General features: G+C 71.9%; 13 protein-coding genes. 6 read left to right on the plus strand and 7 right to left on the minus strand.

Features of this window, described 5'->3' with window-relative positions:
- Positions 1–210: 210 nt before the first annotated feature.
- Both BX283_RS22570 and BX283_RS22575 read left to right on the plus strand, forming a co-directional pair.
- A complete protein-coding gene (locus BX283_RS22570; RefSeq protein WP_101389348.1) occupies positions 211–1,077 on the plus strand; it encodes an NUDIX hydrolase in 867 nt (288 codons plus the stop codon).
- 46 nt (positions 1,078–1,123) lie between these two features.
- Positions 1,124–1,954 carry an MBL fold metallo-hydrolase gene (locus tag BX283_RS22575; RefSeq protein ID WP_101389349.1) on the plus strand — a complete coding sequence of 277 codons (831 nt, stop codon included), beginning with the start codon at positions 1,124–1,126 and terminating at the stop codon, positions 1,952–1,954.
- Positions 1,955–2,198: 244 nt separating this feature from the next.
- Here BX283_RS22575 and BX283_RS22580 read toward each other — a convergent pair whose 3' ends face one another.
- Positions 2,199–2,873, minus strand: coding sequence for a Crp/Fnr family transcriptional regulator (locus BX283_RS22580; RefSeq protein WP_017947815.1), 675 nt, complete (start codon positions 2,871–2,873; stop codon positions 2,199–2,201).
- Positions 2,874–3,124: 251 nt separating this feature from the next.
- On the opposite strand from BX283_RS22580, the gene nth reads away from it, so the two are divergent.
- The 4 genes from nth (at position 3,125) to BX283_RS22600 (ending at position 7,729) form a co-directional block, all read left to right on the plus strand.
- Positions 3,125–4,240 (plus strand): endonuclease III, encoded by a 1,116-nt coding sequence (gene nth / locus BX283_RS22585; RefSeq protein ID WP_180357228.1) that lies wholly within the window; start codon positions 3,125–3,127, stop codon positions 4,238–4,240.
- Positions 4,241–4,313: 73 nt separating this feature from the next.
- Entirely contained in the window at positions 4,314–5,111 is a 798-nt protein-coding gene (locus tag BX283_RS22590) for a CoA pyrophosphatase (protein WP_101389350.1), read from the plus strand.
- 12 nt (positions 5,112–5,123) lie between these two features.
- Complete coding sequence (locus BX283_RS22595) at positions 5,124–6,344, plus strand: MarP family serine protease (RefSeq protein ID WP_101389351.1); 1,221 nt, start codon at positions 5,124–5,126, stop codon at positions 6,342–6,344.
- Positions 6,345–6,388: 44 nt separating this feature from the next.
- Positions 6,389–7,729 (plus strand): 6-phospho-beta-glucosidase, encoded by a 1,341-nt coding sequence (locus BX283_RS22600; RefSeq protein ID WP_101389352.1) that lies wholly within the window; start codon positions 6,389–6,391, stop codon positions 7,727–7,729.
- Positions 7,730–7,762: 33 nt separating this feature from the next.
- Here the strand turns inward: BX283_RS22600 and BX283_RS41665 are convergent, their stop codons facing one another.
- From BX283_RS41665 to BX283_RS22630, 6 genes are all read right to left on the minus strand, one after another.
- A complete protein-coding gene (locus BX283_RS41665; RefSeq protein WP_079126084.1) occupies positions 7,763–7,942 on the minus strand; it encodes a hypothetical protein in 180 nt (59 codons plus the stop codon).
- 276 nt (positions 7,943–8,218) lie between these two features.
- Positions 8,219–9,175, minus strand: coding sequence for an alpha/beta fold hydrolase (locus BX283_RS22610; RefSeq protein ID WP_101389353.1), 957 nt, complete (start codon positions 9,173–9,175; stop codon positions 8,219–8,221).
- Positions 9,172–9,633 (minus strand): phage holin family protein, encoded by a 462-nt coding sequence (locus BX283_RS22615; RefSeq protein ID WP_101389354.1) that lies wholly within the window; start codon positions 9,631–9,633, stop codon positions 9,172–9,174. Before BX283_RS22615 ends, BX283_RS22610 begins: the two co-directional genes overlap by 4 nt.
- 75 nt (positions 9,634–9,708) lie before the next feature.
- Positions 9,709–11,109 (minus strand): Na+/H+ antiporter NhaA, encoded by a 1,401-nt coding sequence (gene nhaA / locus BX283_RS22620; protein ID WP_101389355.1) that lies wholly within the window; start codon positions 11,107–11,109, stop codon positions 9,709–9,711.
- 460 nt (positions 11,110–11,569) lie between these two features.
- On the minus strand, positions 11,570–13,525 hold the full coding sequence (gene acs, locus BX283_RS22625; RefSeq protein ID WP_101389356.1) for an acetate--CoA ligase: 1,956 nt from the start codon (positions 13,523–13,525) through the stop codon (positions 11,570–11,572).
- Between the two features lie 204 nt (positions 13,526–13,729).
- Complete coding sequence (locus BX283_RS22630) at positions 13,730–16,048, minus strand: bifunctional SulP family inorganic anion transporter/carbonic anhydrase (protein ID WP_101389357.1); 2,319 nt, start codon at positions 16,046–16,048, stop codon at positions 13,730–13,732.
- Positions 16,049–16,218: the final 170 nt, after the last annotated feature.

The raw sequence follows: 16,218 nt of genomic DNA on the forward strand, positions 1-16,218 counted from the left end.
CACCGGCCCGCAGACGAAGGCGGGTTTAGGGGCGCGGGGAACTGCGCGAGCAACCCAGTACAGCCCGCAGGTCAACGTCGGCCCGACAAGGGGCGCCGCAGGCGAGCGAGGGGGGCGGGGCGGAGCCCCGGGAAGGGGTGGGGTGCAGCCGCAGGGGCGGGCGTGGCGGGTGGTCTCGAACACGCGCGCGTCAGGGGATAGCCTCCGGCCATGCCCAATGGTCAGTGGTACCCGCCGGAATGGCCCGACCGCATCCGCGCCCTAGCCCACGGCGAACTCACCCCCGTGCAGCCCCGCCGCGCCGCCACCGTCATGCTGCTGCGTGGCGGACCGCTCGCCGTGCACATGCTGCGCCGCCGCACCTCCATGGCCTTCGCCGGCGGCGCCTACGCCTACCCCGGCGGCGGCGTCGACCCCCGGGACGACGCCCGCCGGATCGGGTGGGCCGGGCCCAGCCGCGAGACCTGGGCGGCCCGCCTGGGCGTGGGCGCGGACGACGCCCAGGCCATCGTCTGCGCGGCCGTCCGCGAGACGTACGAGGAGGCCGGGGTCCTCCTCGCCGGGCCCGACGCCGACAGCGTGGTGCGCGACACCACCGGCGACGACTGGGAGGCCGACCGCCAGGCCCTCGTGACCCGCGACCTCTCCTTCGCCGAGTTCCTCGACCGCCGCGGCCTGGTCCTGCGCTCGGACCTGCTCGGTGCGTGGGCCCGCTGGATCACCCCGGAGTTCGAGCCCAAGCGGTACGACACCTGGTTCTTCGTCGCCGCGCTCCCCGAGGGCCAGCGCACCCGCAACGCCTCCACCGAGGCCGACCGGACGGTGTGGATCCGGCCCGCCGAGGCCACGGCCGGGTACGACGGGGGCGAGCTGCTGATGATGCCCCCGACCGTCTCGACCCTGCGCTCCCTCCTCCCGTACGCCGCCCCCGCCGACGTCCTCGCCGCCTCGGCCGCCCGCGACCTCACCCCCGTACTGGCGCGGGCCAGCCTCGGCGACGACGGTGAGATCGTGCTGAGCTGGCCCGGGCACGACGAGTTCACCAAGCGCGTCCGCACCGGCGGCGGTACGCCGTGACCCCTTTCGCCACCACGTCCCCGCTCTCCATGGAAGGTGCCCCCGCGTGACCGAAGCCGCGGCCCTCCCCGGCCAGCCCCGCGGCGGGGTGCTGTCCGGCCCCGCCACGACCCGTACCGTCAACGTCCTCGCGCCCAACCCCTCCGCGATGACCCTGGACGGCACCAACACCTGGATCGTCGCCGAGCCCGACTCCGACCTCGCCGTCGTCGTCGACCCCGGACCGCTCGACGACGCCCATCTGCGGAACGTGGTCGCCACCGCCGAGCGGATGGGCAAGCGGGTCGCCCTCACCCTGCTCACCCACGGCCACCCCGACCACGCCGAGGGCGCCGCCCGCTTCGCGGAGCTGACGCGCACGCACGTACGCGCGCTGGACCCGGCGTTGCGCCTCGGGGACGAAGGGCTCGGCGCGGGCGACGTGATCACCACCGGCGGACTGGAGATGTGGGTGGTGCCCACCCCCGGTCACACCGCAGACTCCCTCTGTTTCCATCTCCCCGCCGACCGGGCCGTGCTGACGGGGGACACGGTCCTCGGGCGCGGCACCACCGTCGTGGCGCACCCCGACGGCCGCCTGGGCGACTACCTCGACTCACTGCGGCGGCTGCGCTCGCTCGCGGTCGACGACGGCGTCCACACCGTGCTGCCCGGGCACGGTCCGGTCCTCGACGACGCGCAGGGCGCCATCGAGTTCTACCTCGCCCACCGCGCCCACCGGCTGGCCCAGGTGGAGACGGCGGTGGAGAACGGCTTCACCACGGCGGCGGACGTGGTGGGCCGCGTCTACGCGGACGTCGACCGCTCGCTGTGGCCGGCGGCCGAGCTCTCCGTACGCGCGCAGTTGGAGTATCTGAGCGAGCACGGGCTGATCTGACCGCCGGAGGCGCCGGGTCCGTCGGGGCTGCCGGGGCCGCCCAGCAGCCAGGGCGGCCGGCCGCATCGCCCGCTCGCCCGCCCATTCGCTCGCTCGTAACTCGCCTTTTTCCACGGTGCACTTGTCAAGGAGCCGCGTGGTGTCTGCCACGTATCAACAGACTAGGACCGACCACTGACAACGGGGCCCGCCTCCCGAGGGAGAGGGGCCCCGTCACGTACGAACGCGCAGGTGAACGGCCGTATCAGCGCGAGCGCTTGGCGAGCCGCTCGACGTCGAGCAGGATCACCGCACGGGCCTCCAGGCGCAGCCAGCCGCGCTGCGCGAAGTCGGCGAGGGCCTTGTTCACCGTCTCGCGGGAGGCGCCGACCAGCTGGGCCAGCTCTTCCTGCGTCAGGTCGTGCACGACGTGGATGCCCTCTTCCGACTGCACGCCGAAGCGGCGCGACAGGTCGAGGAGCGCGCGGGCGACGCGGCCCGGGACGTCGGAGAAGACCAGGTCGGACATCTGGTCGTTGGTCTTGCGCAGTCGGCGGGCGACGGCGCGCAGCAGGGCGGTGGCCACCTCGGGCCGGGCGTTCAGCCAGGGCTGGAGGTCGCCGTGGCCCAGGCCCAGCAGCTTGACCTCGGTGAGCGCGGTCGCGGTGGCGGTGCGCGGGCCCGGGTCGAAGAGGGACAGCTCGCCGATGAGCTCGCCGGGGCCGAGGACCGCCAGCATGTTCTCGCGGCCGTCGGGGGAAGTGCGGTGGAGCTTGACCTTGCCCTCGGTGACCACGTAGAGGCGGTCGCCGGGGTCGCCCTCGTGGAAGAGGGCGTCGCCGCGGGCGAGCGTCACCTCACTCATCGAGGCGCGGAGCTCCGCGGCCTGCTCATCATCGAGCGCCGCGAAGAGCGGGGCGCGCCGCAGAACGTCGTCCACGAGTTCTCTCCTTGTCGACCGGTACAGGGGACCGTGCTCCCCATTTTGCCGGACGGGGTAAACAGTGCGATCAATCACAAGGATGACGCACCGGAGTGTCGGACTGTGCGGCAGGGGGCCGATTGGGGTGGTGATTCGCTGTGGCCGGGGCGGATGTCAGTGCGTGGCTTTAGGCTGGCCGGGTGTCCAATTCGCCGGTGAGAGCGCAGGCCAGGGGGGCCACAAGAGTGTCCGCAGGCAGTGATTCCGCTGTGGGCGAACAGCCCGCGAGTAAACCGAAAAAAGCCGCGAAAGAATCAAAATCGGCCAATCGGGCCGCGTCGGCGCCGGCGCCCGCCCCGGGCGCGTCGGCCACCCCGGGCACGCCCGCGAAGGCCCCGGCCAAGAAGGCGGTGAAGAAGACCGTGGCCAAGGAGGCACCGGCCAAGGAGGCACCGGCCAAGAAGGCACCGGCCAAGAAGGCCGTCACCAAGAAGGCCGTCACCAAGAAGGCCCCGGCCAAGCCCGCGAAGACCGCGAAGACCGCCAAGCCCGCGAAGGCTGGCGAGACCGCCAAGGCCGCGAAAACCGCCCCCGCCCGGCCCGCCGCCAAGCCCGCCAAACCCGAGTCCCACCTCTCCATGGTCCGCCGCGCCCGCCGGATCAACCGCGAGCTGGCGGACGTGTATCCGTACGCCCACCCGGAGCTCGACTTCCGCAACCCCTTCGAGCTCCTGGTCGCGACCGTCCTGTCCGCGCAGACGACGGACCTGCGGGTCAACCAGACGACGCCCGCGCTGTTCGCCGCGTATCCGACCCCCGAGGACCTGGCCGCGGCCGACCCGGAGGCGGTCGAGCAGCTGATCCGGCCGACCGGGTTCTTCCGCGCCAAGACCAAGTCGATCATGGGTCTCGCCGCCGCCCTCCGCGACGACTTCGGGGGCAACGTCCCGGGCCGCCTCGACGACTTGGTGAAGCTCCCCGGAGTCGGCCGCAAGACGGCGAACGTGGTGCTCGGCAACGCCTTCGGCGTCCCCGGCATCACCGTCGACACGCACTTCGGCCGACTGGTCCGCCGCTGGAAGTGGACGGACGAGGAGGACCCGGTCAAGGTCGAGGCCGTCGTCGCCGAGATCTTCCCGAAGAGCGAGTGGACGATGCTCTCGCACCGCGTCGTCTTCCACGGCCGCCGCATCTGCCACGCCCGCAAGCCCGCCTGCGGCGCCTGCCCCATCGCCCCGCTCTGCCCGGCGTACGGGGAGGGCGAGACGGACCCGGAGAAGGCGAAGAAGCTCCTGAAGTACGAGAAGGGCGGCTTCCCGGGCCAGCGGCTCTCCCCGCCCCCGGACTACCCGGGGCTCCCGGCCCCGCCGCTGGGGGCCGGATGACGGATCGCGGATGACCGGACGGAACGAACGCGACCGTCCCGGACGTTGTGACCGGTGGACGACGGGGGTGCCTATGACGCAAGCGAGTGACACCAGCAAGACGAGTGACCCCAGCAGGCCGTACGAGAGGTACGAGAGCGGCGCGGGCGGCGTTGCCGTGCCCGACGGGCACCCGGGCCGGGACGGCGGCTCCCAGGGCCTCCAGGGCCCCGTGGTGAGCCGTGACGGCCTGCCCGAGTGGCTCGACCCCGTCGCGCGCGCGGCCGACAGCATCGAGCCGCTCCAGCTCAGCCGCTTCCTGCCGCCCGAGAGCGGCGCAGGGCGGCAGTCCGCCGTGCTGATCCTCTTCGGCGACGGCCCGGCCGGGCCCGAGCTGCTGCTCATGGAGCGCGCCAGCCAGCTGCGCTCGCACGGCGGCCAGCCCTCCTTCCCGGGCGGCGCCCTCGACCCCGAGGACGGCGACCCGCAGACCACCGGACCGCTGCGCGCCGCCCTGCGCGAGGCCGAGGAGGAGACCGGCCTGGACCCCGAAGGGGTACAGATCTTCGGCGTGCTGCCCCGGCTCTACATCCCGGTGAGCGGTTTCGTGGTGACCCCCGTCCTGGGCTGGTGGCGCGAGCCGACCGAGGTGCGGGCGGTGGACGCGGCGGAGACCGCCCGGGTCTTCACCGTCCCCGTGGCGGATCTCACGGACCCGGCCAACCGGGCCACCGCGGTCCACCCGAGGGGGCACGCAGGCCCGGCCTTTCTGGTCGAATCCGCCCTCGTCTGGGGCTTCACGGCCGGGGTGATCGACCGGTTGCTGCACTTCGCGGGCTGGGAGCGCCCCTGGGATCGCACCAGGCGGGTCCCGCTCGACTGGCACGCGTGACAGGGTGGGCCCGTGAACGTGCTGGACATCCTGTTGCTGGTCGCCGCCGTGTGGTTCGCGATCGTCGGCTACCGCCAGGGCTTCGTCGTCGGCATCCTGTCGGTGATCGGCTTCCTCGGCGGTGGTCTCATCGCCGTGTATCTGCTGCCGGTCATCTGGGACCAGCTGACGGACAAGCGGGACGTGTCGACCACCGCCGCCATCGTGGCGGTCGTCGTCGTGATCGTCTGCGCCTCCGTGGGCCAGGCCTTCACCACGCACCTGGGCAACAAACTGCGCCAGCACATCACCTGGTCGCCCGCGCGCGCCCTGGACGCCACGGGCGGCGCGCTGGTCAACGTCGTGGCGATGCTCCTGGTCGCCTGGCTGATCGGCACCGCGCTCTCCCCGCTGGCCGACCCCCAGTCGTCGAGCAGGGGGAATGCGCTGGGACGGGCGGTCAACGACTCCCAGATCCTGCGCGGCGTCGACAAGGCGATGCCCAAGCAGGCGTACACCTGGTTCTCGGACTTCTCCTCCATGCTGGCGCAGAACGGGCTGCCGCAGGTCTTCGCCCCGTTCACCAACGAGTCGATCACCAAGGTCCCGCCGCCCGACCAGGCGCTGGCCACCAGCCCCGTGGCGGCCCAGGCCAAGCGCTCGATCGTCAAGGTCACCGGCACCGCGCCGAGCTGCGGCAAGCGCCTGGAGGGCACCGGCTTCGTCTTCGCCGAGCGCCGGGTGATGACCAACGCCCACGTAGTGGGCGGCGTGGAGGACCCGAAGATCCAGATAGGCGGCCAGGGCCGGACGTACGACGCGACGGTGGTGGTCTACGACTGGCGCCGCGACATCGCGGTCCTGGACGTGCCCGACCTGAAGGCCCCGGTCCTGCACTTCTCCTCGCAGGCGGCGCACAGCGGCAGCGGAGCGATCGTCGCGGGCTTCCCCGAGGACCAGCCGTACGACGTGCGCGCCGCGCGCGTCCGCGGCCGGATCACCCCGCCGGGCCCGGACATCTACCACCGCGGCACGGTCACCCGCGAGGTCTACTCGCTGTTCACCACGGTCCGCCCGGGCAACTCCGGCGGCCCCCTCCTCACCCCCGACGGCAAGGTCTACGGAGTGGTCTTCGCCAAGTCCCTCGACGACCCGAACACCGGATACGCGCTGACGGCCGGTGAGATCCGCGAGGACATCCAGCTGGGCCGCACCGCCAACCAGCAGGTCGACAGCCAGCAGTGCGCCCTGTGACCGGAGCCCCGCCCCGCTGACCCCGACTCCCGGAAGAGGCCGGAATGCGACTGACGATCCTCGGCGGCGGCGGTTTCCGCGTGCCGCTCGTGTACGGCGCCCTGCTGCGCGACCGCGCGCCCGGCCGGGTCACCGAGGTCACGCTGTACGACGTGGACGCGGCCCGGCTCGCGGCCATCGCCAGGGTCCTCGCCGACCAGGCCCGCGACAGCGCCGACGCGCCCGCCGTACGGGCCACCACCGACCTCGACGAGGCCCTGCGCGGCGCCGACTTCGTCTTCTCCGCGATCCGCGTCGGCGGCCTGGCGGGCCGGGCGGCCGACGAGCGGATCGCGCTCGCCGAGGGTGTCCTGGGCCAGGAGACGGTCGGCGCGGGCGGCGTGGCGTACGGACTGCGGACCGTGCCCGTGGCGGACGCGATCGCCCGCCGGATCAAGGCGGTCGCGCCCGGTGCCTGGGTCATCAACTTCACCAACCCGGCCGGTCTCGTCACCGAGGCCATGGCCCGCCACCTGGGCGAACGAGTGATCGGCATCTGCGATTCCCCGGTCGGCCTGGCCCGCCGCGTGGCTCGTACGGTCGGCGCCGACCCCGACGCCGTACGGCTGGACTACGCGGGCCTCAACCACCTCGGCTGGCTGCACGGCCTGTACGAGGGCGAGGAGAACGTCCTGCCGCGCCTGTTCGCGGACGACGCGCTGCTGACCTCGTTCGAGGAGGGCAAGCTCTTCGGCGCCGACTGGCTGCGCTCGCTGGGCTCGGTGCCCAACGAGTATCTGCACTACTACTACTTCAACCGCGAGGCCGTCGCCGCGTACCGGCAGGCCGAACTCACCCGCGGCGCCTTCCTCCTGGACCAGCAGGCGCGCTTCTACGCGACCGTGGCGGACGGCGAGCAGGCGTGGGACGCCTGGGACCGCACCCGCGCCGAGCGCGAGGCCACGTACATGTCCGAGAACCGGGAGGTCTCGGGCGCGGGCGAGCGCGCCGCCGACGACCTGGAGTCGGGCGGGTACGAGAACGTCGCCCTGGCGCTGATGCGGGCCATCGCGCGCGACGAACCGGCGACGCTCATCCTCAACGTGCGCAACGGCGCCTCACTGCACGCCCTAGACGCCGAGGCGGTCGTCGAGATCCCGTGCCGCGTCGACGCGTCAGGCCCGCACCCGCTGCCCGTGACCCAGCTGACCGGCCACGAGGCGGGCCTGGTCAGCGCGGTGAAGGCGGTCGAGCGGTGTGTCCTGGAGGCCGCCGAGGCCGACTCGGCGCGGGCGGCGGTGAAGGCCTTCGCCCTGCATCCGCTGGTCGACTCGGTCCAGGTCGCCCGACGGCTTCTGGACGGCTACCGGGACGTCCACCCGGGCCTCGCGTATCTGCGCCCGTAATCGCGTACGTACGTCGTCCACGCGCGGCCCGTGCTACGTACGCGAATGGCGCAGCCGCGCCGAGACCCAGCGGGCCCGGCGGCGGAGGATACGCGGAATACCGAGTTGGGGATCATGGCCCTGACCTTGCGGGCCGCCCCTCTCGTGCGAAATCGGCGCGGTGGCCGAGCGGCGGTTGCGTGCTGCGTCACCGTAGTCGTGCGTCCAGCCCATACCCCGACGTCTGCCCGGGCCCCAAGGTCGGTAACCGCGTCTCGGGCGGCCAATTGGCCTATGCGCCGGGCATTTGGCTGTTCGTCAGACAAGCGTTCCCGTCCGCTTGCCGGACAGAGCCGCGGGACCACCGGCCCCGCTGCCGGTCGGCCTACCGGTCGGGCTCGGGATCCTTCAGCCAGTTCACCAGCTCCGCCGAGAACGCGGCCGGGTCCTCCTCATGCGGGCTGTGTCTTCCCGGGGGATAACCCCCGGACCCCCAGCCGCGAGGGGGTTTCACCTATCCGGCTCGGGATCCTTCAGCCAGTTCACCAGCTCCGCCGAGAACGCGGCCGGGTCCTCCTCGTGCGGGAAGTGGCCCAGACCGTCGAACAGCCGCCAGCGGTAGGGCGCTTCGACGTACTCACCGGAGCCCGCGGCACTGCGGGTGCGCATCACCGGGTCGAGCGACCCGTGCAGATGCAGTGTCGGTACCCGTACCGGCCGCTTCATCCGGCGGTTGAACTGGATGCCGTCGGGCCGGGCCATCGACCGCACCATCCAGCGGTACGGCTCGACCGAGCAGTGCGCGGTCGACGGGATGGTCATCGCCCGCCGGTAGACCTCCACGGCCTCGTCCTCCGGCGCCACCGGACCTGACCACTCCCGCACCAGCCGCCCCACCAGCGCCGCGTCGTCCGCGACGAGCTGACGCTCCGGCAGCCACGGCCGCTGGAAGCCCCAGATGTAGGAACCGGCCCGCGACTGCGAGAAGTCGGAGAGCATCGCCGAGCGCCAGCGACGGGGGTGCGGCATCGACGACACGACCAGCCGGCGCACCAGCTTGGGCCGCATCACGGCCGCCGTCCACGCCAGATAGCCGCCCAGGTCATGGCCGACCAGCGCCGCGTCGGGCTCGCCGAGCGACCGTACGACCCCGGTGATGTCCAGCGCGAGGTTGGCCGGGTCGTAGCCCCGGGGTGTGCGGTCGCTGCCGCCGACGCCCCGCAGGTCCATCGCGACCGCCCGGAAACCGGCGTCGGCGAGCGCGGTCAGCTGGTGCCGCCACGTCCACCAGAACTGCGGAAAGCCGTGGAGCAGCAACACCAGGGGACCGTCACCCAGCTCCGCGATGTGGAAGCGCGCACCATTGGCCGCCACGTCCCTGTGTGTCCAGGGACCATCGATGCGCACAGGGCTGCCATTGCCGCCAGGGCTGCCCGTGGCGCCGGTACCGGTATCAGGTGCGGTCATGCAGACGAGCGTGCCACAGCCGGGGCCTGGTCGGTGACCGGGCGGGGATGCGGCTTGACGCCCCCGAGCACGGCGGCGGTCTGCTTGGCCGAGGCGATGGACTTCTCCGGCGGCTTGACCTTCTTGAACTTGGTCACGGCCAGCAGCCCGAGCAGGGCCGCGAGCAGCAGGAACGCACCGCCCACGATCAGGAACGACCACGCGAGGCCCAGCCCCAGGTTGTGGATCCCGTACGCCGCCGCGAAGCTCAGCACCGGCAGCGAGAACAGGACGAGCACTCCCGCGGTACTGATGGCGATGCCACCGATCGCCCCGCGCTTGACGTCCTGGCGCAGCTCCGCCTTGGCGAGCGCGATCTCGTCGTGCACCAGCGCGGACATCTCGGCGGTCGCCGAGGCGATCAGCTGGCCGAGGCTGCGGTCGGCGCCGCCGACGGCGGTGTTGCTGGGGTCGCTCATTCGCTGACTCCCTCTCCTCTTCTCCGGTCCCGTCATCTCCCGGCCCAGATGTCCTTCTCCGGCCCAGATGTCAGATCATGCCGGACGGCCGCCCTCGTCGCTCCCCGCCCCCGCCAGTTGCGCGAGGCGGCGGTGCTCGGCGGCCTTCTCGTCGTAGATGGCGGCCATCCGCAGGTGGTAGGCCGGATTGTGCTGTTCGTACACATCCGGGATGCCGTCGTGGTCCTCGTCGCGCTCCTCCTCCTCGACGAGCGCCTGGTACCGGCGTACGCGCAGCTTCAGCAGGACGGTGGCGCACACGGCCGCGATCAGCGAGCCCATGAGCACGGCTGCCTTGATCTCGTCCGCCAGCGCGCCCTCGCCGTCGAAGGCCAGCTCGCCGATGAGCAGCGAGACGGTGAAGCCGATCCCGGCGAGCGCGGCGACGGCGAAGACGTCCGGCCAGGCCAGGTCGTCGTTGAGCTCCGCCCTGGTGAACCGGGCCGCGCACCAGGTGCCGCCGAAGATCCCGACCGCCTTGCCGACCACCAGGCCGAGCACCACGCCGAGCGTCTCGGGCTGCGTGAAGACGTCCGCGAGCGCCCCGCCGCTGACGCCGACCCCGGCCGACATCAGCGCGAAGAGCGGCACGGCGAGCCCGGCGGAGAGCGGTCGCACCAGGTGCTCGATGTGCTCGCCGGGGGAGTGCTCCTCGCCCTCCCGGCGGCTGCAGCGCAGCATCAGACCCATGGCGACGCCCGCGATGGTCGCGTGGACGCCGCTGTTGTACATCAGGCCCCAGATGACCAGCGCGAGCGGTACGTACACGTACCAGCCGCGCACGCCCTTGCGCAGCAGCAGCCAGAAGACCGCGAGACCGACGACGGAGCCGCCGAGGGCGGCGAAGTCGATCTCCTTGGTGAAGAACACGGCGATGATGAGGATGGCGAACAGGTCGTCCACGACGGCGAGCGTCAGCAGGAACGCACGCAGGGCGGACGGCAGCGAGGTCCCGATGACCGCGAGCACGGCCAGCGCGAAGGCGATGTCGGTGGCCGTCGGCACGGCCCACCCGTCCATCGCGCCGCCGCCGACGGTGTTGACCAGCGCGTATACGAGCGCGGGCACGGCCATTCCGCAGATCGCGGCGATCACCGGCAGCGCGGCGGCCTTGGGATCGCGCAGCTCACCGGCGACGAGCTCGCGCTTGAGCTCGATCCCGGCGACGAAGAAGAAGACGGCGAGGAGCCCGTCGGCGGCCCAGTGCTGAAGCGAGAGATCGAGCCCGAGGGCCTCGATGCCGACGTGGAACCCGCGCACGTCGGCGTAGCTACCGCCGAGGGTGTTGGCCCAGATCAACGCCACGATCGCGGCCACGAGCAGCAGCACACCGCCGACGGTCTCGGCGCGCAGTGCATCGGCGACGAAGTTCCGCTCGGGCAGCGAGAGCCGCCCGAGAAACTTCCGGCGGTCCTTCGGGGTTACGGGCGCGGCCACGGGGGACGACCTCCGGTCGGTTCGGCGGGCATGACAAAGCACGTTGCCGACCAGACTTCCCGGCGCACCTAGGTTCCTCGATCTTTACTTTACCTAAGTCTTTACCTGGGTGCGGGGATGAATCCGGCGATCGTCACTTTATGCGTAAGTGGGGAGGTGGGCCCTCCGGGTGCGGGCGGGTTTCGTCCGCGGGTGGGGGTGGGTTGCGCGCGCAGTTCCCCGTGCCTCTAGGGGGTACGGGCGAGTGCGAGGGCGAAGCCGAGCATTTCAGGGGCGCGGGGAACTGCGCGACCAGCCATCCACGGTCCGCAGACGAACGCGAGCCGGGGTGCAGGGGCCGCAGGCCCCAAACGGGGTCCGGGGGCGCAGCCCCGGGAGACCCACCTCAGCCCCCACCCACCCACCCCGGAGGGTTAAGGCCCAGCCACGCACAACCCGCAGCCGGGCCCCAAGCCCCCGCTCAGTCCTCGCTGGAAGCGGTCGGCAGCTTCGTCTGAATCAGATCCATCACCGACGAGTCCGTCAGCGTCGTGACGTCCCCCAGCTCCCGGTTCTCCGCAACATCCCGCAGCAACCGCCGCATGATCTTCCCCGACCGAGTCTTCGGCAGCTCCGCCACCGGCAGCACCCGCTTCGGCTTGGCGATCGGCCCCAGCGTCGCACCCACGTGCGCCCGCAGCTCCTCCACCAGCCCGTCCGACTCCGCCGCCGACCCCCGCAGGATCACGAACGCCACGATCGCCTGACCGGTCGTCTCGTCGGCCGCGCCGACCACCGCCGCCTCGGCCACCGACGGGTGCGACACCAGCGCCGACTCGACCTCGGTCGTCGAGATGTTGTGCCCGGACACGAGCATCACGTCGTCGACCCGGCCGAGCAGCCAGATGTCCCCGTCCTCGTCCTTCTTCGCCCCGTCACCGGCGAAGTACTTCCCCTCGAACCGCGACCAGTACGTGTCGATGAACCGCTGGTCGTCGCCCCAGATCGTGCGCAGCATCGACGGCCACGGCTCGGTCAGGACGAGGTAACCGCCGCCCCCGTTCGGCACCTCGTGCGCCTCGTCGTCCACGACGGTCGCCGAGATGCCCGGCAGCGCCCGCTGCGCGGACCCGGGCTTGGTCTCCGTGACGCCCGGCAGCGGCGAGATCATCATCGCGCCGGTCTCCGTCTGCCACCACGTGTCCACGATGGGGCACTTGTCCGCCCCGATGTGCTTGCGGTACCAGATCCACGCCTCGGGGTTGATGGGCTCGCCCACCGACCCCAGCACCCGCAGCGACGACAGGTCGAACTTCGCGGGGATGTCGTCGCCCCACTTCATGAACGTACGGATCGCGGTGGGCGCCGTGTAGAGGATCGTCACCCCGTACTTCTGCACGATCTCCCAGAACCGCCCCTGGTGCGGGGTGTCCGGCGTGCCCTCGTACATGACCTGCGTCGCCCCGTTGGCCAGCGGCCCGTACACGATGTACGAGTGACCGGTCACCCAGCCGATGTCGGCGGTGCACCAGTACACATCGGTCTCGGGCTTGAGGTCGAAGACCGCGTGGTGCGTGTAGGCGGCCTGCGTCAGATAGCCGCCGGAGGTGTGCAGGATGCCCTTCGGCTTACCCGTGGTCCCCGAGGTGTACAGGATGAACAGCGGGTGCTCGGCGTCGAACGCCTGCGGGGTGTGCTCGGCCGACTGACGGCCGACGATGTCGTCCCACCAGACGTCCCGGCCCTCGGTGAACGCGGTCTCCTGGCCCGTACGCCGCACCACGAGCACGTGCTCGACCTGCGGGCACTTCGCCACGGCCTCGTCGATCGCGGGCTTGAGCGCGGACGGCTTGCCGCGCCGGTAGCCACCGTCGGCCGTGATGACCAGCTTCGCGTCGGCGTCCTGGATACGGGAGGCGACGGCGTCGGCCGAGAACCCGCCGAACACCACCGAGTGCGCGGCCCCGATACGGGCGCAGGCCAGCATCGCGACGGCCGCCTCGGGGATCATCGGCATGTACACCGCGACCCGGTCACCGGCCCGTACACCCAGCTCCGTAAGGGCGTTGGCGGCCCGGGAGACCTCGTCCTTCAGCTCCGCGTAGGTGATCGCGCGGCTGTCGCCGGGCTCGCCCTCGAAGTGGATGGCGACCCGGTCGCCGTTCCCGGCCTCGACGTGCCGGTCCACGCAGTTGTACGCCACGTTGAGCTGCCCGTCGGCGAACCACTTCGCGAACGGCGGGTTCGACCAGTCGAGCGTCTCGGTCGGCTCCGTGGCCCAGGTCAGGCGCCGGGCCTGCTCGGCCCAGAAGCCCAGCCTGTCCGCCTTGGCCTGCTCGTACGCCTCCGCCGTCACGTTGGCGTTGGCAGCCAGCTCGGCAGGAGGAGCGAACCGGCGCTCCTCCTTCAAGAGGTTGGCCAGGCTTTCGTTGCTCACGACATCTCCCTTTCCCAGGGCGTCCTATGTGCCTATGTGTCCCGGGCCCTAGCTCATCAGGCCAATCGCCGGGTGACAAGAGTCTCCCGAAAATTGGTTTAGACCTGTAAGGGTTCCGGCTCATCGGCGTGTCATCAGACGGTCTCACGGACAAAGTCCGCCCCGGGTTCAGGGATGCGCGGGAGGCGCGGCGCCACCACCACCTCAGATGGGGGACGCCTCAAGGGCCGTCGGACCCACTCCCTCGAACACCTCCTCGCAGTCGTCGGACGCCAGCAAGTACGCCTGGGCCTCGCCCACATGGAAGTACATCCCGTGCAGTGTCAGCGTGCCCTCGGCCAGCCGCCGCGCCACCGACTCATGGCGCCGCAGATGGTCCAGCTGCTGCACCACATTGGTGAGGCAGAGCTGCTCCACGGCGTCGGCGGGCAGCCGCCCGGCGATCCGCGCCCAGGAGTGCCTGCGGCTCGCCATCCGCTCCAGGCTCGGCATCCCGTGGCGCAGCCAGCGCCGCAGGGGCGTCTGCGGGGCGTCCGGCTTGCTGTTCAGGAGCGCCTGCATCGCCCCGCAGCCGGAGTGCCCGCAGACGGTGATGGACTCGACCCGCAGCACCTCGACCGCGTACTCGATCGCCGCCGCCACCGAGTCGTCGCCGTACTCCTCGCCGGGCAGGGGCACCAGATTGCCGACGTTGCGCACGGTGAACAGATCGCCCGGGCCGCTCGACGTGATCATGCTGGTGACCAGCCGGGAGTCCGCGCAGGTGAGGAAGAGCTGGGAGGGCTGCTGCCCTTCGCGCGCCAGGCGCGCCAGCTCGTCCCGCACCAGCGGCGCGGTGTTGCGCTGGAACGAGCTGAGCCCGCTGGCCAGTTGATGCCCGTGCCGCCTGGGCGCCGGCGCCTTGCCGTGGCAGTGGTGGTTGCGCCAGGGCGTCCAGGGCCGGCAGCAGCTCTGCGAGCCGGAGGCGGGCTCGGCGATCCGTCCGCCGGCCCGGCCGGTGATCCGCACCTCGCCACCGCGCGCGGTGTGCGTGCCCTGCCAACTGTGCAGTGCCTCGTACGCCGCGTGGTCCATGAACGAGCCGTCCAACTCCACCACAGCGCTCGCCCCTTGGGGCACCTGGAGGAGCGACCGGGTCAGCCGGGGCACGGCGAGGAACGTCAACTGGCCGCGTGCCCGGACCAGATACGACAGGTCGTCCTGGCGCTGCACCGTGATCCGGGTGCGCGCCACCCGGCGCAGCGCGACCGCGACGGCCATGGCGATCCCGATGACCACGCCGTGCAGCACCCCGAACAGGAGCACCCCGGCCACCGTCGCCGCGTACACCAGGAACTCGCGGTGCTTGTGGACGTTGCGGATGTGGGCGAACGACACCATCTGGATGCCGACCATCATCACCAGTGCGGCCAGCGCCGCCAGCGGGATCCACTCCAGGACGGCCACGAGCAGCCCGGCGGCGAGCAGCACCCACACCCCGTGCAGCACGGTGGAGGCACGGCCGGTCGCCCCGGCCCGTACGTTGGCGCTGCCGCGCACCGCGCCGCCGGAGACCGGCATTCCGCCGAGCAGCCCGGAGACGGCGTTGGCGATGCCCTGGCCGCGCAACTCCCGGTCGAGGTCGGCCCGGGCGGGTGCGGCGGCCCCTGGCCGCTCGGCCGCCAGCTTGTCCACGGCGACGGCGGAGAGCAGCGACTCCAGGCTGGCCACCAGTGTCACCGTGAGTACGGCGGCGACCAGCCCGGCCACCGGTCCGTGTGGCGGCTCCGGCAGCACATGGGCGTCCCAGGAGGGCAGGTCGACCCGGGCGATGCCGGGCGCGGCCACGGCGGCCACGCCGGTGGCGATCACCACACAGGCGAGCGCGGCGGGGATGCGGCGCAGCGCCTTTCCCACCCGCCCGGGAAGGCGGGGCCACGTCATGAGCACGGCGATGGTGAGCGCCCCGATGAGGGGTGCGGCAGGGCCGACCTTGGCCAACTGGCCTGGGAGAGCTTGGGCGTTGTCCACGGCCGAGCTCTGCGGGGAGCCGCCCAGGACGATGTGGAGCTGGGCGAGCGCGATGGCGGCGCCGATGCCGGCGAGGGTGCCGTGCACGATGGCGGGGCTCACGGCGAGCGCGGAGCGCGCGGTCCTGAGTGAGCCGAGTGCGATCTGGAGCAGACCCGCGAGCACGGTGATGGCGCAGGTGGTGCGCCAGCCGTAGCTCTGGATCAACTCGGCCGATACCACCGTGAGTCCGGCGGATGGGCCACTGACAAGGAGCGGTGAGCCGCCGAGCAGCCCGGCGACGATGCCGCCGACTCCGGCGGCGATGAGTCCGGCTTCCAGCGGGGCGTCGATGGCGACGGCGAGGCCGAGCGACATCGGGACGGCGAGCAGGAAGACGGTGACGGATGCGGACAGATCGGCTCCGGCGATCCGGAAGCGGCGGCCCCCTTTCCTGGGCGGTGGCGCGTGCGAGTGCTGCTGGCTGTCGGTGTGAGTGAGGGGCTGGGTGCGGGTGGGGACGCAGGCAGACATGGTTCCCGTCTCCTCCGGGGCGGCGCGGTCGCGGATGTGGGGTCGCGGCCGTGGGTCACGGCGTGCAGCGGCGGGATTCTCAACTCTCGGTAAACGAATCGTAATGCAGAGTAAAGGTCAGCGCTTGGCATTTAGGGCAAATAGGTCAACGATTCACTCTTGGCGGTGAA

This window comes from Streptomyces sp. TLI_146 (assembly GCF_002846415.1).
Taxonomy (GTDB): domain Bacteria; phylum Actinomycetota; class Actinomycetes; order Streptomycetales; family Streptomycetaceae; genus Streptomyces.